The sequence below is a fragment of the Siphonobacter sp. SORGH_AS_1065 genome (assembly GCF_030818595.1).
GTDB lineage: Bacteria > Bacteroidota > Bacteroidia > Cytophagales > Spirosomataceae > Siphonobacter.
Genome location: NZ_JAUTAM010000004.1, coordinates 3,983,215 through 4,001,993, shown reverse-complemented (window position 1 = coordinate 4,001,993; position 18,779 = coordinate 3,983,215). Strand labels below are relative to the sequence as shown.

Below are 18,779 nucleotides of genomic sequence, written 5' to 3'. Positions count from 1 at the left end.
CATCCCCCTTCGGTGTTACTCAATTTAGCCTACACGATCAATGATAAAGCATCATCCCTACTGGCAGAGAAACTGCCCTCAAGACAGGAATACGCCGTAGCGGCTGCCATGTTATTGGGCGTTCGGGAAGAACTTGACCATGAGTTGCTCCGGGCTTATTCCGCTGCCGGTGCCATTCATACGCTTTCCGTTTCCGGGATGCACGTAGGTATCCTTTTTCTGGTGTTAAGTTGGTTACTAACACCCCTGCGAAAAGGATCTAGTCACCAAAAGTGGCTCTTTGCCAGTATAGTTACTTCGTTCCTCTGGGGATACGCTTTGGTAACGGGTTTATCTGGCCCAGTGCTACGATCGGCCATTATGCTGAGTGTCTTTGTCTGGAGTGATACCTTTCGACTCAGCCGAAATGCGTTTAATACCCTGGCCTTTTCCGCTTTTCTCATTCTGCTTTTCAGCCCTTACAGCTTGTTTCAAATGGGCTTTCAGCTTTCATACCTTTCCGTAGCAGGAATCATGTACCTCTATCCCAAGCTGCATTGGCTCTGGAAATTTGATAACCCCTTGGAGGCCGAACTTTGGAGTTTATCCTGCGGAGCCGTGGCCGCACAGGTGGTGACTTATCCGCTGGCGGTTTATTACTTTCATCAGTTTCCTACGTATTTTCTAGTGGTCAATCCGTTGGTAATGGCCTTTTCCAGTCTGGGGTTAATCGTAGGTATGGCCTATCTGATTTTCGCCAGCGTTCCGGTTCTCAGTGACTTTCTGTTGTATGTATTAAAATTATCCTTCGGTGGCTTAAACGTAGTAGTGAAAGCAACCGAGCATCTACCCGGAGCTTTATGGAATAATCTGCTGATCACCCCTATGCAATTGGTAATCATTTACGGAGTTATCCTGATGATTTTGCTGCTTTTTCTAAAAAGGCAAAAAGCCTATTTATGGGGCGGATTGGGGCTCGTCATTCTATTTTCGTTTAGCAAGGTATATGCCTTTACGCAACATCGACAACAGCAGATTATCTGCATTCACCACCTTAAAAAGCATACCGCTATTAGTCTGATCAAAGGCAGAAAGCTACACCTACTGGCTGATTCAGCTTTATATGGCGATACCAGAACTCAATCCTTACATCTGGTGCCTTTCTGGATTAATCATGATATACGCTCCAAAGAAGCAGGCATAACGCCGACTCATGTCCGTCCCATTCCTTACGGGAATTACATTGAGTGGCAATCCAGAAGTATCGTTTGGCTGCATAAAGAAATTCCTACCTATACTTCGTTTTCCATCAACCAATCGTTCGATATTTTACTCCTCACCAATAATGCAATTCGTTACCCAGGCGACTGGTTAAAACAGACTTCGATGAAACAAGTGGTACTGGACGTAACGAACAGCAAAAGCGTTACCAAACGATGGATAGAAACTTGCAGAAGATTACGTATTCCCTGTTATGATATTCGAACCTCAGGGGCTTTTGTATACGGTTATGAAGGAATGTAAAACCATCTCAAAAGATGGCTCCATTCAGACACCTAAAGTTTTCTAAAAAAATAGGTTTAAAACCTACAGACTTACTCTATTAAAAGCATGAATCTAAGTATTATTTCTCACGTATAAACACCCAAAATAAGGGGATTTAGATAAAGGGTTTTGTATTTAGTTGATAAGCTTTTAGTATTGAAGACGCATATACCCATGTACCGCCTACGTACATTTAACTATTTGAATTCTTATGCTCAAACATGTATTGTTTGCAGTATTCCTGCTCTCTATTTTCTCATGTAACCATGAGCTCACCAAAGAGGAAACTTGTGAAAAACTTGATTTATCCTTAAGAAAACATCTCGAAGATCTTGCTTTTAAAGGTAACTACCCATGTACGATCTATGAACTCAAAACCGTAGACTTTGAAGAAGTTAGCGATAACTACCTTGACTCTATGCGGCTGACTACCAACTATCAGGATTATGAAGATTACAAAAGTCTGCTTGAATCAACCATTGAACTTGCCCAAACAGAATCATCCCAAGCCAACCTATACTTAGAAACGTTTGGTAAGGGTTCTTTATCAGATATTTCCAGAGAAGACGCCCAGAAACATATAAATGAAGCTACGCAATATAAAGATTCGCTAGTAGCCATTATTAAAAGAGATTCCGTCATAAAAGCACGAATAGCTTTGAGAAAACATACGGAAAGAAAGTATTTTAAAACCAAAACTTTCCTAAAAGCCACCCTCGGCGATCATAACAAGCTTGATACCGTAAACTACATTTTTACCAAAGACTTTAAACCCGTTATTAATTAAAGTAAATAGGTTACCTGATTTACCAGCTACGAAAAAATTAATTATTTTGAGGGCTTCTACTGTAAGGCAAGTAATAAAAGCACAAACTAAGTATTCTTACCCACGTACAAATACGCTATTTCTTTAAAATTAGATGAACCGTTTTGGAATATTTTGATAACCTTATAGTATTGAAGATTATATACACCCAGTACCACCTTAACGAACCTTATAACTGTCCGTCCCCATGTCTAGTGAACAGCTAGATGCATTAGAGCGTCTTGCCCGGCTCAAAGAGCAGGGTATGCTTACCGATCAAGAGTTTCAGAAGCAGAAGGAGTTAATTCTTGGGAATACACCGTCAACTGAGACTCTGCCCCCAGTAACACCTATACCTCCTGTTCAACAGCATCCATTACCTTCAAAAGATTCTGGTAGTAGTTCAGGTACGGTAGCAACGATTATATTCTTCTCTCTATCTATAGGGATAGTATCGTATATCATATACACAGCTTCTAAGGAGGATAATAAACGAAATGAAGTAAAGCAGTCAGAGCCTGGACATGTAAGTTACGTTGCTGAATTAGTAAACAAAGATGAAATTCTTAAAGCTAAGCTATACGCAGATTCAATAATAAAAAATAGTGAACATAAAGATAAGTTAGGCCGATTAGGACTAGTTAGAGATACCCTTCTAAGGGCTACAGGAGAAGAACATCTTCAGAAAACTATCATTAGTCTTCGGAAGCCTACCATCGATTCTCTCAAGAGAGGTCAGAAACCTAAGTTCTTCAAAAACAGCCATATCAATGCCTATTTTATCAAACAGGTAATCAAGAACCTTGGCAATAAAAAAGAGTATATCGAGCTACAGGCAAAACGTGAAGAGATTTTAGGCAAAGCAATGGACAGAGCTTTAGCTAGTAAGTATTTCAAAACAGGCAGAAATAGAGACTGGGAAAGAGCTATCAAATCACAATTAAAGGATCCTGATAGTTTCGATCACGAAAATACCGTGTACGAAATTAAGAATGGATACATCTACGTTACAACAAAGTTTAGAGGCAAGAATAGCTTTGGGGCATTAGAGATTGGCTATGCTGAAGGAAATTTAAGTTTAACCACAGGAACTGTGATTTCTTGTAAAGTATCAAATTGAAGCTTTTGTATCAAATCTCCTAATAGCAAAAATGACAGACTTTCATACTAAATTTATCGAACAACTTAGTTTATTAGCTCAAAGCATAAGGGAAGCAGCGATAAATAATAGGATTAGTGAAAATACTTCTTTTAATACTTTGTACGGATGGAACTGCCCTGCAATATGTGTCATTGATTTGATTGAGGTTCCATTAATATTAAGAACTACGATTGTAGACAATCCTGATCTGCTTAAAAATTTTACTGATTCAGAAATAGAAAGATTCACTTTTCTTATCAGTAACCTTATAGATAGTACTGTTCAATATTTATTTAATGGATATGCCCACGATTCTGTCCCAGCTATTTTAAATACCATTGAGCGGCTAACACAAAAAATAAATCCTTCCATTTCATGGGATGTTATAAGAGAATCAAAAGCTCTTCCAAAAGATATTGCTCGAAGATTAAGATCGATTGAAGCTGACCTAGATCAAGTTATTCTTAGAAAAGAAGTATTAGAAAGTCAAATTCAAATTATAAATGAAGCCCATACTGCCGCTGAATCTCTACCTATAGACCTAGAAGCTTTAAAAGAAGCTAGGCTACAAATTTCTTCAATACTTACTGATGCCATTGGTAATCAAGTAAAGCTTAAAGAGTCTTTGGAGGCTACCAATTTGGCCAAAGATTCAGTAGAAAAAAGCAGAGATGCTGCAAGCAAAATTGTTGATCAGTGTGAAGAAGCCTATAAAATAACTACCACCAAAGGATTAGCAGCGGCATTTACAGAAAGAGCAAAGTCTTCAAATTACTCAATGTGGGGATGGGTTTTAATGTTAATAATTGCTTTAGGAACTGGATCTGTGTTAGGAAGCAATAGAATCACATTATTATCTGAATCATTAAAAAATCCGAATCCTCAATGGAGCATAATTACAATGCATATAATATTATCAGTTTTAAGTGTAGGAGCTCCATTATGGTTTGCATGGATTGCTACAAAACAAATTAATCATAGATTTAGGCTTTCAGAAGATTATGCTTTTAAAGCTTCAGTTGCCCGTGCATATGAAGGATATAAGGCAGAAGCAGCTCGTCTTGACCCTGCTTTTGAAGCAAGGCTATTCAATTCTGCATTAACCCGTTTAGAAGAAGCTCCTCTTAGATTAGTTGAGTATGATACTTATGGAAGTCCATGGCATGAATTCTTTTCATCAAATTCTTTCCAAGCTGCATTAAATCAAATTCCTGGCCTCAAAGAGTCATTTATCAAATTTGCTAAGGGCGGTATTGATGAATTAAAATCTACTTTCTCAAATTCGAGTAATATAGAACCACCCAGGCTCAATGAAATTGAAGAAGCTTAAGGTTATTGAAAGTAACCTTTGCAGTTTTTACAGTTATGGTTAGGTAACTATCGATCTAGAAATGAACCTATGTTTAATTATAAATTACTTTTTTGCTAAAGGGCTTATTATTATATGAGTTACTGGGCTAATCACCCTAGAAACCTAGGTATCTTAGCCACAACAGCATGATTGAGGAATCAAACCGCCTGCCAGGATAATCGTAAGCCCTCCAAAGTTCAGTACACACAACCCACACAAATAATAATTATGACCCGTATTGAATGTTACCTGGTTCAGTACCTATTTATCCAAGAGCATATTTTAAAATTCGCTAACAGCCATCCTGAGTTTGCTTTAGAGTTGGCCTCCATGATCCCTAAAAAGGAAAAAGAGATGAGAGCGGAATTGCAAGGAAACAATCCTATCGAAATCAACATAGCCAATGAGTCTTACCAATTGTCCTGGCCCAGAAATCGTTTGAAGATTGATAAAATGTTGAAGTGAGGTTCTAACTGCTATTAACGAACCGGTACCTCAACTAATGTTAGATATGTTCCTGTATTGCGTTGCACATACATTCATCCATCTACTTACCGTATGAAACAACTCTACACCCTTCTACTCTTCCTCTGCACCTTTTACACCTATGCTCAGGTAGGCATCGGTACCGAAACACCTGATCCCAGTGCTCAACTAGATATCAGCTCGCCTGACAAAGGACTACTCATTCCCAGAGTAACGCAGGCCAACCGCCCTGGCAGTCCCGGCAAGCCAGCGGCGAAACCAGGTCTGATGATCTATCAAACCGATAACGATCCTGGCTTTTATACGTTCGATGGTACGAGCTGGGAAAAGATGATAAAGAAGTCTGATTTGCCAAGTAGCTCATATGCTCAAGTCATCAGAAGATCACCCGCTTCTTATGTATTATATCCCTTACAAGGCAGGCTAGTTAGTAAAACGCTAGTAATAACGTATGATACACTAGCGTTATCGCCAGATATTACTATTACACCTGCAATGAATCAACTAAAGGTTACTAAGGCGGGTACTTACTTAATTAAATATCATTTCAATCCTACATCAATAGATTATCCAGGCGTATACGTAGCCGTTAGGGTTAATTACAATGCTATCACTAGATCTGGAACATCTGATGATATATCTAAAATACCTCGTTTAAGTGGGGAACTCATTGTGTCCTTACAAGCTAACTCACTTATTGACCTAGCCATGTTTTGCATTTCTGCCAATGTATCTACGATATCATTTAATAGCTATAGCCAAGGTGTTTCATTAAGTGTTATTAGGCTAAATTAAGTTGAAAAGGAGTGGCGGCTCCCAAATCTCACTATGAATGCAACTGCTTGTACTTACAGCCTGAGCACATCAATGAGATAAGGCGGTCGTTCTGATTCTTTCGCTCTTCCATAGAAAGACTAGTATCAGGCATGGCTAAAGCACGCGTAAGGGCAGATCGGATATCATTGTGCCAGTCTTCTGGCTTCTGAATGTCAAGTAATTGGGTGAGTTGCTCCTGGCAAGCGGTGTCAATGTTATTCATAGCGGACGTTACGGAGTTATTAAGTGGTATAGGTCAATGCTCTCTTTACTAGTATGACTGTAAACTTAACCATTACTATGATCTATGTCAATAAATTGTTTAATATTTTTACACTTTGTCTATGTTTTTACTTCAAAAATTTGAAGTATTTTTTAGTGATATAATTCAGTAATTCTCATATAACACACCTTAATAAATTCATGTAATGGAAGAAGAAGACTACTCACACCTTCACGAGATCAATTATTCTGAAGATTACAATCGCAGCTATGATACCATCTATATAGCTGAAATTCAACACTTAGGCTTGAGAACCTATCGGGTTTTAAAAGATAAAGACGATATGATTCTTGATAATAAGATTGAAGCTCAATTCGAAAAATGGGATCAGCAATGGGCTAGAACCGATGCCAAAATTAAAAAGGCAACTGAGAAGTATTTCGGTTCTCAGCATGCGGATGAAGTCACGAAAGAAGCTAAGCTTAATCTATATAGAACAGAAAATATCCTAAAATATACCTTAGATGTAGATGATACAGTGGATTGGAATGCATTAAAAGACCGAAAAGTTTTTAGTGTAACCAATCCTAAAGCTTCAATTTTAATCCAGAAAGGCAAAATACAACATCCTGTGAAACCTGAGCTTTCATCTTTACCTGAAATGCCCAGTTCCGCTAATTACCAGCCTACTCTTTCCTTTTTTGATAAGCTTATTAAATCTTCCAGAGAAAAAAAACAGCAGCAGGCTGAATATTTCTTTAATGCAGCTGTAAAGCAATGGAAAGTTAAGGTCAAGGAAGTAGAAGATAATAATCAAGTAATCGAACAGGCTCATCAACGTTCGATAGAATCCTACGAAAAAAAGATTCAATCTATTGAAAAGAAAGCTCAAAAAGCTGAAGACGAGTGGAATAATGAAATGGATGCGTTCTATGAAAAGCAGAACGCTTATAATGATAACATTGACCATCTGGAGAAGCTTTATCTTAGTAAGGACCCGGTATCTGTTATTGAGTACTGTGAACTTGTACTTAATAATTCTGAATACTTTGATCTGTTTTCCAAAGACTTTGACTTAGAATACAATCCTGAGACGAAGCTTCTGATTGTAGAATATGTCCTTCCAGCCCCAGACGCTTTACCACGACTAACTGAATTAAAGTACATTACAACGAAAAGCGAATTCAAAGAATCCTTTATGCCGGATAGTCAATATGAAAAGCTCTATGATACAACAGTTTATAACATCACTCTTCGAACAATTCACGAACTTTTCGAAGCCGATAAAGCAGACGCCCTTTACACTATTGTCTTTAATGGCTGGGTAAATGCCATTAATAAGGCTACTGGTAATAATGTAAACAGTTGCATTGTGTCTTTACAGACTCATAAGGACGAGTTCATGGCCATTGACTTAAGCCGTGTTGATCCGAAACTATGCTTTAAAAATCTTAAGGGCGTAAGTGGCAGTAAATTAGCGGGCATTCCTGCTATCAAGCCTCTTCTTCAACTTAATAAGGAAGACAAACGATTTGTCGCTTCTTATGAGGTTTCCTCTCAGTTAGATGAGGGTTTTAATCTAGCGGCCATGAAGTGGGAAGACTTTGAACATCTCATTCGTGAACTATTCGAGAAAGAATTTAGCTCAGACGGTGGAGAGGTGAAAGTTACCAGGGCCAGTAAAGATGGTGGTGTAGATGCTGTCGCTTTTGACCCTGACCCTATTAGAGGCGGCAAGATTGTTATCCAGGCAAAGCGTTATACCAATACTGTTGGCGTTTCGGCAGTAAGAGATTTATACGGTACCGTTTTGAACGAAGGGGCAAATAAGGGTATTCTAGTCACTACAGCTGACTACGGGCCCGATTCCATTGAGTTTGCCAAGAATAAACCTATTACTCTCATCAGTGGTAGTAATCTTCTTTTTCTTTTAGAAAAACATGGCCAAAAAGCTCGAATTGACCTTGCAGAAGCTAAGTACCTAAATGAACGGAGATAAGCATACGTAAATTATCAATATATTGAAGATCAGTATTTTAATAATTTAACACGCTATATAAACAAAAAATATTTTTTTATGTTGTTACTAAAGTGACATAGATGAGTGTTACTTTAGTAACAATGTACCAAGTGAAGAGAGATAGAGGGGCTGAGGGTACTCCACCTTTAAAATGTTGAAAGGTATGAAAGCTCCCCTTTCTAAAGAGATTGCAAAAGTCCTTAGGAATGATGCATCTGCAAACAAATTGATTAGTACCGTGATTCGTGCAAGAGAAGCCAATAAAGGTGTTGCTGTTACAGTGGACGGCAAAACTCAAGTATATAGATCATCTGGTAGCTATAGTTCATCAAAAGCATTCAAGAAATAACTTTCATTAATGAATTTCTTGTTTGCAACTGTCCTGGTTCTGCTTATTGTAGCACCAGGACTTACTTTTTTTAGAGCATACCACTCAGGTGCTTTTTCTCATCGATACAGTAGACTGACAATCTCTGATCAAATTTTCCGCTCTATTGTTCCTGGGATAACAGCTCAGGCTATTGCTATTCTTATAAATAATCTCTGCTCAGATACACATCCTGTAGATTTAAATACTATTGGATTGCTTCTTATTGGCCCTAAAGACGACAATGTTGTTAAAGAATGCTTCAAAGTAATTGAAGAATCACTCTGGCGGATACTCATCTACCATTTATCTATGATTCTGACAGGAGCTCTTTTAGGCTGGGGATCACGCGAGTTGGTTAGATGGCTTAAATTAGATAGAAAATGGAAGTGGTTTCGATATGACAATAAATGGTTTTATCTATTAAAAGGAGAAGTTGTTGAATTTAAAGACGGTGAGGACATATTCGGAATTTCTAATGCTGAACTTATTCGATTTGTAATCGTAGATATATTGACAAAAGTAGAAGGTGGCAATGTTATCTATACAGGGGCCTTATATGATTTTGACCTAGAGCAGGATGGCGGCCTAAAGACTTTACATCTAAGGGCAGCTCAGAGAAAATTTGTTAAAATCGCTACGGTGGTACCTAAGCCTTCTCGAGTACTTTTAGAGAATGAAATAAGTACTACTGACGAAGATGAGAAGGATGATTATTTAGCAGAAGAGTTAGAATCAGAATATCATGAAATACCAGGAAAACTCCTTTCCATACCGTATAGCCAAATCATTAATATGAATATTACCTATTATGTAGTAGAGCAAGAGGTATCAACTACTGAAACGATTGTCAATCCTTCAGATATTAAAGCAATATAGAATTACGAGGCTTCTCCAGGAATTAAATCTTTCAAATCACTCGAAGCAATCTTTTTAATTGCCTGGACAATTTGTCTAGAAGCTTCACTCTCTACGTAGTGCGTATAAATAGCTGTCTGCCTTTGGTCTGAATGCCCCAGCGTATCCTGAATGAATTTTTGCGGAATATTCAGTCCCGAAAGCAGAGTTGCAAAGGTATGTCGAGCCACGTGTGAGCTGATCGCTTCTGCTTTGGGTACCTCTACAATGCTAGGCACATTTCGCTCGTACTCAATGGTCTCAAAGGTACCTGTAAGTAGCCGCTGGCACGGGTAGAATGGTTGAGTGTTTGCCCTTGTACTTCTCTCGTATAGTTTGAGGAATCTCAGTAATCGGAATGACTACCTTTTTAATTTTGATCGAGCGGGTCGTGACTGCTTTCGTTGGGTGCAGAATAATAATGTCGTACTCCTTGCCTGCCAAAATGTGATTTTCGGCCAGGCGAAAAAGATCACAGTAGCGTAATCTCGTAAAGCAAGCAAACGCGAAACTATCCCGGCTTCGCTCCACCGTTTTCCAGGAAGGCACCCCTAGCCTATTTTCCACACTTAATGAACGAATGTATTCATTGTATTTGGACACGTTGACGGACATGATCTGAATCACCTCATCCATGGTTAACACGCAGCGGGGCGGCTCGATGTATTTCTGAGAAATCTTCGCATGTTCTTTATGAAGCTTATAGCCTTGTCGAATGCACCAGTTAAAATAAGCCGTCAGGTTTTTACAGATACCAGAAATATAATTGGGATGGTAATCCCGCATGCTTATCAGGTATCGAAGAAACTCCTGATGCATCGGAGCTGTATATGCTTCTATCTTGAGTCTACCCGGTTCAAAGTTTTCAAAGTTAGTCAGGTGAAGTAGCAAAGCCCGGTACGGCCTCATGGTTCCTTCCTTCTTTCCCATCTGAATGCCGTCAGCCATGAACCCGGTTATACTCAGCTTATACTCAGCAAAGAAATCAAGTCCCGGCTTATCATGCAGACAGGGCACCTGAATGGCCAACAGCTCTTCTACCCCTTCGAGTAAAGTTTGGGTATTAGCCAGCAATGATTCGACATGATCATGTTCATGGGTTAAGCGTAGCGATTTTTCAAAAGCCTGGTATTGCTCAGAGGTAAGCTGGGTAACATCCAATAAATGAAGCGTAATAAATTCCCGCAAATAGCTAACATGCCGGGATACTCGACAAACTGGGAGCGAAGCTGAGCCAGCTCATAGACGTCTATAGTATCAAGGTGCTTACGTAGCTGCTCAGGGGTGGGCACACCAAAAGGACTTCGCAAAAAGAACAATCGCTTCGTGCGTTCCTGTATGGTTTCAATCCGGGATTTTACCTGCTCATAATATGGATGTTTCTTTTTGGGAAGGTTTTTGGCAGGATCCCAGTCGCCCACTTTTGAACGGCACTGAGTCGAGTACGTATAGCGATTACTGGCATAATAAAACATGAGGTAAATAAGGCATCCATCAGCGTTTTCAGCTTTGTCCGTGCGGAGTTTAAATTGAATATTCATTAGGTAAGAATTTGAGGTTGAATTCGGGTGTGGTCGGGAGCGACCAGCGAAGGGTTTCGGGGTGTGGCGGCGGGTGTGGTCTATGCATGGATAATACCGGGTTTATATCCGAAATTCAGCAGGGGGCCTAAACGCAGAAAACCCGATAACCCAGCTTTTACAGCCGATTTATCGGGTTTATCTCGGGTTTTACCCCTCACGAGAGTGACGTTGGGGAGACTCGAACTCTTAAGTTTTAAGCCCTAAACCTAGAATTCATTGAATATGGGCACTTTTTCACTGACATTTTTGAGACATTTCGAAAATGCAGCTGTCAGCGTTTTTAGCTATATTAAATTAGCTTTTGTAGTTTTTCGACCATTTAGAGTAGTTTACGCTGTACCGATCCTTTGACCAGGTACATATGAAGAATTTCAGATTTTGGAATTTCAAAAGCATCGAAAGCCGCATTGTGGGGAACTAATAGAAACTTGTCTGGACTAGTCGCTTTTCTTACATACTTTACTGTTCTGTAGCTATTGGTTATTACTAGGAAAGTTTCTCCGTAGGGTACATAGTCCATCCAATTTTCGAACTTCTTTAGAAGCACTATATCACCCCCATTAATAAACGGACTCATCGAATCCCCAAAGTGGGGTACTGCGTGTTCGCAGTCCTCGAAGCCTGGTATATGGATATAGCCCGTAGGTCTTGACTCTGAGCTATTTTCGATTTGCACCATCCCGCCAGTTACATCAACATTGGCCCAGTAAGCGATTGCGGTATCATCTGAAGGAATGGGAGTATCATTTATGATTATACCGTCAACTAAGTACCCCGGCGTAGTGTCTAAAATTTCGGCTAATCTGTAAATGTCTGATAAACTTGGCTCTGCTCTGCCAGACTCCCAATTTGATATGACTTGCTTTCCTTTTTTTCCTAAAAAACTTGCCAGTTCATCCTGATTTAAGCCTTTTTGTTTCCGCTTGTCCTTGATGCGGCTAGCCAGATTGTACATTTAAAATTATTTTTTTTATAAAAATTGTTGCTTTGTATAAATACAGATTATACTTTTGAAATGTGTAACGATTACAGTGTACTAATTACACTGTAAATATTACACAATACAATCCAAAATCAAACCATTTTCCCATGAGTAGCTGTATGAGCAATACAACGGTTCATATAAGGGATGAATATTTTTCTGTCGATTACTGGCGAACTGAATTTCATTCCTTAGTCCATAGACTGGGCCGAGACTGGCGAAAAGAAGTCAGATCCATAGATCCCGGAATTACTACCGACATACTCTGTTATGTGAAAGCCGACCGGGGTGGATTAGATAAAACCAGGCGGGTCGTTTTAGCCCTTCAAAAATTGACCCCTGAGAAAGTGAAGAGAAAAAGACCGATTTCGAGTCGTCAAAAACTTTTGAAACCTAATAATTAAGCTCAATCGTATGGAAGCCTTACAATCAACTAGAACGCCCGTTACCATTGATAATGAAATCCTTCAGGAACAGGTAATTAAAGCCTTGAAGCTTTTGGGATTTTCGACCTATAGTTCGTATAAAGTCCTTTCCGCTTCAATCTATGATAAGACTGGCCTAGAGACTCCGAACAAAGAGCAAATTGCCTCAAGCTACGCTAAGTTAGTACCCCCTACGGCAGCCTGGGACACTATTCATTTATTAGTAAAATTTGACGAACAACCAGAAGTACAAGCCACCTATAACAGTAAGATCAACCTGCTCTACCTGCAAAGCTTTGATAGCTCTGAGGAATTCATAAGCATACTGTTAAAAAACCTAGTTATCCGGGATTTTATCAACCCTAAAAAACTAGAAGCTTACCTGGCTAAAAACCCTTACGTATATAAATAACCGTCACATGGCTACTATTCAAGAGCTTGTGGTACTATGGCGAAGTAAAACACTTTCCAACCATCGGAAATTTAAATCGCGGATTATCAGGGCATACATGGCAAAATTCTGTTTGAGCAAAGCAACGGCAGATAACACGCTTAACGGTAGAAGAACCCCTGTTAACCCTGAAGAAATAGTCTTTCTACATAAGCTATTTCATTCTGAATTAAAGTCAATCAACTTGTCTTAAATTACTGATTATCATGTATTTATTAATGGCTGTCTTAACGGTTTTTTTGTCTGCACTATTCAAGAATAAAAAGCCGAAGCCCGTTGTTCGATCTCGTTATCGAGGATACAAAGGCCGTAACCGCCGCTAATTTCTTCCCCGCTCCATAATCTATTTTACCCCTTACTCTTTAACGTACTACTCAAATGAGCTTTCCCACCTTTGTCGCCTTCCCAGGCGATGCAGTAATCGTTCGTTCCAAAAAAGGAAATTACCCCGGTACGGTGAAGTATGCCACCGGCGGCGGAATCACTGGCTCAGAGCCAAAGAAACGCTATGTAGTGACCATCTACGGCCATGATTTGGAAGTGGAAGAATCGCAAATCGACAACGCTTTAGTCAATGGTTAGCGAGGATCTGTCAATTACGCTTGATGAATTGATCGTAAAGTATCATTCAGCCGCCCCGTTCGAATTAAGCTATCGACAAGCCTTAGACGCTCAGTATTTGGTCGCCCAGCGATTGAAGAACAGACAGATTGGCGATTCACTATTCGATCTACTGACCATTCAAGTACTTGTATTAGAGTCGCTACACGCCCTGATTCTTTCGACAATTAGCTATGACTTTAGACGAGCTTAAACGCTACTATGCAACCGGCGATTTAGAAAAATTGCCAACGCTAGATCTGTACGAGGCTGACCAATTGGTCACGGTCTGCCTGGCTCACTTTGAAAGCCTGAACCGTACCCTGGTTGATGCTGAAGCCATCGAACGCGACGTCCAGTTACGAATCAAAGAAGCGGTTAAAGATTTGCTGATTGATCGTAATGTTTTTATCCAGACTTGGCACTGATTGCCCTGTTTACTTATGTCCGATACCATACCATTTCGTTTTGAACGCCACCCCAAGAAAAAGGGTACTTGCCCTGGCTGTGGGGGAAAGGGAATGTTTCGATTCTATGAGGATCTAAACGGAAACCGCCTATCTGAAGATTTTGGGAAATGTGACCGAACGGCCAAATGCGGATACTTCGCACCACCGTCTGGCCAGGTCTTCGAAAGCAATCCCGATTACGTACCAGAACCCGAACCAGAAATCGTTTTCCCGGAAGGAGAAACCCTAAAAAAGATCACTGACGACCTGGGCAAAGCGACTTCCAATTTTCACGCCTTCGCTCGAAAATTAACTATCCCTAATGAGCATTTAGAAAAGTGGCTGGTCGGTACTAATCCTAAAGGCATGACGTCTTTTGTGATGAAAAATCGCGATGGCCAGGTGATGAATGTAAAGTGGATCCGTTACAATGAAAACGGGAAGCGTGGCCATGATGAGTTCGACGAATATAGTCTGAAGCAGCTTCCCCCAGATTCGGGCCGCAAGTATGGAATTTGTCTCTATGGCGAACATCTTTTGACCCAGGATAAAGCTATTCCTGTTTGCCTGGTAGAAAGCGAAAAAACGGCCGTTCTAGCGAGTTTCTTTTACCCGTCTTACACCTGGCTTGCTTGCGGTTCTGCAAATGGCTTGACGGCCGCTAAAATCACTGCATTGATTGGCCGGAAGGTGTATTGGTTAGCCGATGCAGACAAGGCCGGCCGTCAGGAAGCTAGTTCGCTCAAGAACTTAGTTAAGTTTAAAGTAAAGCACAAGATCGTCGATCTTTTCCCAGAACGAAATGATGGCTGGGATATAGCCGACGGGATTGTCGCCGGGCTTCGCCCAGATCTCAAAGAGGCAATGAATTCGGCTGAATGGGTACGTCTGGAAGTTGAAGAAAAACCAAAGCAGGAAACCCCTAAGCCTGAAAAAGCTCGTCGGATCTCCACGGCCGAAACCTCGGTGATCTACGACACTAAGGACAAAATCATTCAGGTGCAATCGAGTAAAAATTGGGTGACGTGTTGCGATGGATACTTGTTTTATCTGCGGTATGTTACGGAAGATGAGCAAGAAAACGTCAGCTGGATCATTGAATTTTTGCCCATCAATGAGAAGGAGAAATTCACCTTAGAACTCACGAATAAGGAATTTCTTTCGCCGGATTCCTTCGATGAAGCCATCGCCAGCCGTGGGTTAGCCTTGAATGGGGGAAAGTCAGAACTGAAGCTGATACGAACGTATAATTTTCAAAAGTTCGGAGTTAAAAAGGCCGTCAAGGTTATTCGTTTCGGTTATCACGAATCGAGCAATACCTACTTTTTCTCGAATAAGGCTTTCAATGGCCAGGTGATCGAACCAGACGAAAATAATATCATTCATACGAACGATATGCACGTCGTTTTACCAAGCCTAAACGACGACATCGATGATCGCTTCATCCTTACGCCGCCACCTATATCATTTAACCAATGGTTTGAAATCTATGTAAAAGCGTATCTGTGGGACAATGCTTTTTTACCCGTATGCTTTTACCTGACTAGCCTGTTTCGTGACATCGCTTTGAGTCACAATAAAATTGCCCCGCTTCTGTACGTATACGGGGTAGCTGGGACGGGGAAGTCGTCGGTTCTCAGATCATTAACTAATCTTTTCGGTAAAGAGCAACCCGAAATCAACCTGAAGGCAGATAATACGGACGCGGTTGTTCCGAAAATGATCTCCCTGGTGTCAAACGGCCTGGTACAGTTCGACGAAATGACGGACGATTCCAAGTTTCAGGGGATGTTCCAAGCATCCTACGACAACATTGGCCGGATGCGTACACCCGATAATGCACGGGGCAAACTGGACTTTGAAAGTATCGAAGTGAAATCGCTAATCATGCTGACGGCTAACCATATGCCCAAGTATCAGCCCTTTCTCGAGCGTTGCCTTTTTATGATTAATAATAATAAAAAGAAAACAGAGGATCAGCGACGGAACTGGGAACAGCTGAAGGATTTGGGACGTAACGGGCTGGCTGGCTTATCGGTCGAATTACTTCACCATCGCGACTTGATTAAAAAAGAATATCCGACCGCCTATAACAAACTACTCAGGAAGTTTAAAAGCCTGTTCCCTGGCGGGGAGATCTACGAACGGAACTTTAACAACGTCACCCAGCTACTAACGGTTGCTTACATCCTGAAGGTGAACGGCAAAATTGATTTGGGGATGGAGTCTGTCAGCGAAACCGATGTACTCGAGGAGTTCGCAGGGATCGCCTATCAGCAAATCATCTTCCAGCATCGAATCTTAAGCGAGAAATCGGCCCTGTCTGAGTTCATGGAAATGGTACAGTGGCTCTATGACAATAATAAGATTTTCGACGGGATCCATTTTCGCTTCGATGGCTACTTTGTCATGTTCCGGTTTTCTTCGATTTATACAACTTTCAAACAGCAGTACTACTTCCAATACCAACAACCAGCCCCAACAAAGGACGCTATCGAGGAAGAAATCATTCAGTTCGAAACCCCACGGTCGAAAGAGGAAATTTTCAAAGGTATTCGGTTTCGGGATCCTGATAACCCGGAAGAGCAAAAATTGAAAGACAAGGTAAATCATTCATGTGTAATGACTTACGACAAATTAGTTGAAAGATTCGGGCTAGACCTGACGGCAAAAAAAACGATTAGCTAACTGTTTTTCCAGCGAAAAAACTTGCAAAATCCTGACCACAAACCACATAAGAGTGTAACTACTTAATAATCAATATAATATATAAATATATGTGTGGTTTTCGTGTGGTTTTCTGTGGTCAATGTGGTTTTTGTGGTTTGGGTGAACCACACCTGAACCACACGAAAAAACAGATAAAATATTGATTATCAATACTTTTTGTCTGTGTGGTCATGTGGTCAGATTCCAACAGTATTTTTTTGAAAAAACGATACCATGGGCGAAAAACAGGAACCCGAAAAAGTGCAAAGTGTCGACAGCTGGGATTCAGGCTTACACATTCGCCCATATAGCCGCTGGAAGGATAAGAAAGGTCGAATCTTCATAGTGATGGGACAAACGACTGAGTGGGACGAAAAACGGCAGAAATCAAAAGGCTGGGCTACGATAACACTATTCAACTATCACCAGCTAAAACCGGAAGATCCTATGCCCTTTGACCGATTTGTTCACTACGTAGCCATTGGAAAATTAACTAGGTATCTACCTAAGCCTATTCCGAAAGATCCATTTTAACCCAGACCCCTAAAGGATGAAACTTCAGCTAGAAATCCCAGAACTGACCAGGTGGCAAGAATTGAATGGCCAAAATTGGCTGGTCTTATCAGCCTGGCGAAGAACCACCGGCGGCCCCCATGAAACGATCAGGATGCTTTGGGTGGAAAGTGAAACCATTCACGAATTCGATTACGAAACCATCGTTCGGCATATCGTCAAAGGCACACTAAAACAAGTCTATAACAATAAACCCGTAACCGCTTAATCTACCATGAAAGAAGCAACAACAGTAATTGTCAAAAAAGCGAATGCCTTCCCTTGTCGGGAGTGTGAAAGAGCTTACAACCTGGCTGTAATCCACCAGAACAAAAAGCAATTAACAACTGCCAGTGATTTCTACAATCAATTTTATGAGACGTTCTGTCTGGACGTTCGGCGGCCGAAACGTGGATCCATGAATTTCGGCTGGATCCGATACCCAATTCGTCTGGGTTTGTGGGTTGAAGAGAATGGAGTAAAGACCGTTTTTGCCGAAATAAACCAGGTTGAAGTTCGTGACTTTGGGATAATAGCTGAACCATTTTAAAGCAACTTTATATAAAGCAAATGAAGACTTTAATAATCTCTTTTTCGGGTGGTAGGACTTCAGCGTTTATGGCTAAATTTTTAAAAGAGCGATACCCAGAGCGGCAAATAATAGTGGTTTTCGCCAATACGGGTAAAGAAAACGAGGCAACATTAAAATTTGTAAATCGCTGTGATAAAGATTTTGATTTAAACGTTGTCTGGCTTGAATATGAATACTTAGGATTTAAAAGAGTGACGTTCGAAACAGCTTCAAGAAATGGTGAGCCATTTGAAGCAATGATTCAACGTTATGGAATTCCTAATAAAGCTTTTCCACACTGCACACGCGAATTAAAGAATAATCCAATTCGTCGCTATTTAAGGTATTTAGGTTTGAAAAATAATGATTATGAAACCGCTATTGGTATACGATGGGATGAAAGGCATCGAATATCTAAAAATAGCGATTCAGAAAATCTTATATACCCATTAGCAACTGATATTAAAGTAGACGAAGCCTTTATTCGTAACTGGTGGAGTATTCAGCCTTTTGATTTGCAACTTAGAGACTACGAGGGTAATTGTGACTTCTGCTGGAAAAAGTCAATTCGTAAGAAAATGACTATCGCGGTAATAAACCCAGATAAGGCCGTTTGGTGGCAGGAAATGGAAGTGAAATATTCTCAAATCAATTTTAAGAACTCGCTTTTTGAGCCGCCTTTTTACTTCCACCAGAAAAATATTAGTACGGCGGACATTATCTCGATGACTCAGAAACCATTTGATAGGGTTTACGATAAACATGAAATAACCCCTTTACATCTGGACATAGATTCTGAAATGCAATGTTTTTGTAAATCAAGTTAA

General features: G+C 40.4%; 22 protein-coding genes. 17 read left to right on the top strand and 5 right to left on the bottom strand.

Features of this window, described 5'->3' with window-relative positions:
• The first annotated feature begins 12 nt into the window (after positions 1 to 12).
• From QE390_RS17345 to QE390_RS17320, 6 genes are all read left to right on the top strand, one after another.
• A complete protein-coding gene (locus QE390_RS17345; protein WP_307143087.1) occupies positions 13 to 1,503 on the top strand; it encodes a ComEC/Rec2 family competence protein in 1,491 nt (496 codons plus the stop codon).
• Positions 1,504 to 1,735: 232 nt separating this feature from the next.
• Positions 1,736 to 2,311 (top strand): hypothetical protein, encoded by a 576-nt coding sequence (locus QE390_RS17340; RefSeq protein ID WP_307143086.1) that lies wholly within the window; start codon positions 1,736 to 1,738, stop codon positions 2,309 to 2,311.
• 226 nt (positions 2,312 to 2,537) lie between these two features.
• Positions 2,538 to 3,449 carry an SHOCT domain-containing protein gene (locus tag QE390_RS17335; protein WP_307143085.1) on the top strand — a complete coding sequence of 304 codons (912 nt, stop codon included), beginning with the start codon at positions 2,538 to 2,540 and terminating at the stop codon, positions 3,447 to 3,449.
• 31 nt (positions 3,450 to 3,480) lie between these two features.
• Positions 3,481 to 4,800: a hypothetical protein gene (locus QE390_RS17330; RefSeq protein ID WP_307143084.1), complete on the top strand. Its 1,320-nt coding sequence runs from the start codon at positions 3,481 to 3,483 to the stop codon at positions 4,798 to 4,800.
• A gap of 249 nt (positions 4,801 to 5,049) precedes the next feature.
• The gene (locus QE390_RS17325) at positions 5,050 to 5,286 is read left to right on the top strand and encodes a hypothetical protein (RefSeq protein WP_307143083.1); all 237 of its coding nucleotides are present in this window, start codon (positions 5,050 to 5,052) and stop codon (positions 5,284 to 5,286) included.
• A gap of 93 nt (positions 5,287 to 5,379) precedes the next feature.
• The gene (locus QE390_RS17320) at positions 5,380 to 6,102 is read left to right on the top strand and encodes a hypothetical protein (protein ID WP_307143082.1); all 723 of its coding nucleotides are present in this window, start codon (positions 5,380 to 5,382) and stop codon (positions 6,100 to 6,102) included.
• Between the two features lie 31 nt (positions 6,103 to 6,133).
• On the opposite strand, the gene QE390_RS17315 is transcribed toward QE390_RS17320, so the two are convergent.
• Positions 6,134 to 6,346 carry a hypothetical protein gene (locus QE390_RS17315; RefSeq protein ID WP_307143081.1) on the bottom strand — a complete coding sequence of 71 codons (213 nt, stop codon included), beginning with the start codon at positions 6,344 to 6,346 and terminating at the stop codon, positions 6,134 to 6,136.
• Between the two features lie 205 nt (positions 6,347 to 6,551).
• Between QE390_RS17315 and QE390_RS17310 the strand changes: the two genes are divergently transcribed.
• From QE390_RS17310 to QE390_RS17300, 3 genes are all read left to right on the top strand, one after another.
• The gene (locus tag QE390_RS17310) at positions 6,552 to 8,345 is read left to right on the top strand and encodes a restriction endonuclease (protein WP_307143080.1); all 1,794 of its coding nucleotides are present in this window, start codon (positions 6,552 to 6,554) and stop codon (positions 8,343 to 8,345) included.
• A 184-nt stretch (positions 8,346 to 8,529) separates the two neighbouring features.
• On the top strand, positions 8,530 to 8,715 hold the full coding sequence (locus QE390_RS17305; RefSeq protein WP_307143079.1) for a hypothetical protein: 186 nt from the start codon (positions 8,530 to 8,532) through the stop codon (positions 8,713 to 8,715).
• A 9-nt stretch (positions 8,716 to 8,724) separates the two neighbouring features.
• Complete coding sequence (locus tag QE390_RS17300; RefSeq protein WP_307143078.1) at positions 8,725 to 9,612, top strand: hypothetical protein; 888 nt, start codon at positions 8,725 to 8,727, stop codon at positions 9,610 to 9,612.
• Positions 9,613 to 9,614: 2 nt separating this feature from the next.
• On the opposite strand, the gene QE390_RS17295 is transcribed toward QE390_RS17300, so the two are convergent.
• The 4 genes from QE390_RS17295 to QE390_RS17280 form a co-directional block, all read right to left on the bottom strand.
• On the bottom strand, positions 9,615 to 9,869 hold the full coding sequence (locus QE390_RS17295) for a tyrosine-type recombinase/integrase (protein ID WP_307143077.1): 255 nt from the start codon (positions 9,867 to 9,869) through the stop codon (positions 9,615 to 9,617).
• Positions 9,870 to 9,891: 22 nt separating this feature from the next.
• A complete protein-coding gene (locus QE390_RS17290) occupies positions 9,892 to 10,818 on the bottom strand; it encodes a phage integrase SAM-like domain-containing protein (RefSeq protein ID WP_307143076.1) in 927 nt (308 codons plus the stop codon).
• Positions 10,731 to 11,171 (bottom strand): Arm DNA-binding domain-containing protein, encoded by a 441-nt coding sequence (locus QE390_RS17285; RefSeq protein WP_307143075.1) that lies wholly within the window; start codon positions 11,169 to 11,171, stop codon positions 10,731 to 10,733. Before QE390_RS17285 ends, QE390_RS17290 begins: the two co-directional genes overlap by 88 nt.
• A 361-nt stretch (positions 11,172 to 11,532) precedes the next feature.
• A complete protein-coding gene (locus QE390_RS17280) occupies positions 11,533 to 12,168 on the bottom strand; it encodes an XRE family transcriptional regulator (RefSeq protein WP_307143074.1) in 636 nt (211 codons plus the stop codon).
• A 441-nt stretch (positions 12,169 to 12,609) separates the two neighbouring features.
• Between QE390_RS17280 and QE390_RS17275 the strand changes: the two genes are divergently transcribed.
• The 8 genes from QE390_RS17275 (at position 12,610) to QE390_RS17240 (ending at position 18,779) form a co-directional block, all read left to right on the top strand.
• On the top strand, positions 12,610 to 13,032 hold the full coding sequence (locus QE390_RS17275) for a hypothetical protein (protein WP_307143073.1): 423 nt from the start codon (positions 12,610 to 12,612) through the stop codon (positions 13,030 to 13,032).
• Between the two features lie 417 nt (positions 13,033 to 13,449).
• The gene (locus QE390_RS17270) at positions 13,450 to 13,653 is read left to right on the top strand and encodes a hypothetical protein (protein ID WP_307143072.1); all 204 of its coding nucleotides are present in this window, start codon (positions 13,450 to 13,452) and stop codon (positions 13,651 to 13,653) included.
• A gap of 212 nt (positions 13,654 to 13,865) precedes the next feature.
• Positions 13,866 to 14,099 (top strand): hypothetical protein, encoded by a 234-nt coding sequence (locus QE390_RS17265; RefSeq protein WP_307143071.1) that lies wholly within the window; start codon positions 13,866 to 13,868, stop codon positions 14,097 to 14,099.
• Between the two features lie 15 nt (positions 14,100 to 14,114).
• Positions 14,115 to 16,808, top strand: a complete 2,694-nt coding sequence (locus QE390_RS17260; protein WP_307143070.1) for a DUF6371 domain-containing protein — start codon at positions 14,115 to 14,117, stop codon at positions 16,806 to 16,808.
• A gap of 255 nt (positions 16,809 to 17,063) precedes the next feature.
• Entirely contained in the window at positions 17,064 to 17,363 is a 300-nt protein-coding gene (locus QE390_RS17255; RefSeq protein ID WP_307143069.1) for a hypothetical protein, read from the top strand.
• A gap of 16 nt (positions 17,364 to 17,379) precedes the next feature.
• Positions 17,380 to 17,610 (top strand): hypothetical protein, encoded by a 231-nt coding sequence (locus QE390_RS17250; protein WP_307143068.1) that lies wholly within the window; start codon positions 17,380 to 17,382, stop codon positions 17,608 to 17,610.
• Between the two features lie 6 nt (positions 17,611 to 17,616).
• Positions 17,617 to 17,931 carry a hypothetical protein gene (locus QE390_RS17245; protein ID WP_307143067.1) on the top strand — a complete coding sequence of 105 codons (315 nt, stop codon included), beginning with the start codon at positions 17,617 to 17,619 and terminating at the stop codon, positions 17,929 to 17,931.
• Between the two features lie 20 nt (positions 17,932 to 17,951).
• Complete coding sequence (locus QE390_RS17240) at positions 17,952 to 18,779, top strand: phosphoadenosine phosphosulfate reductase family protein (protein ID WP_307143066.1); 828 nt, start codon at positions 17,952 to 17,954, stop codon at positions 18,777 to 18,779.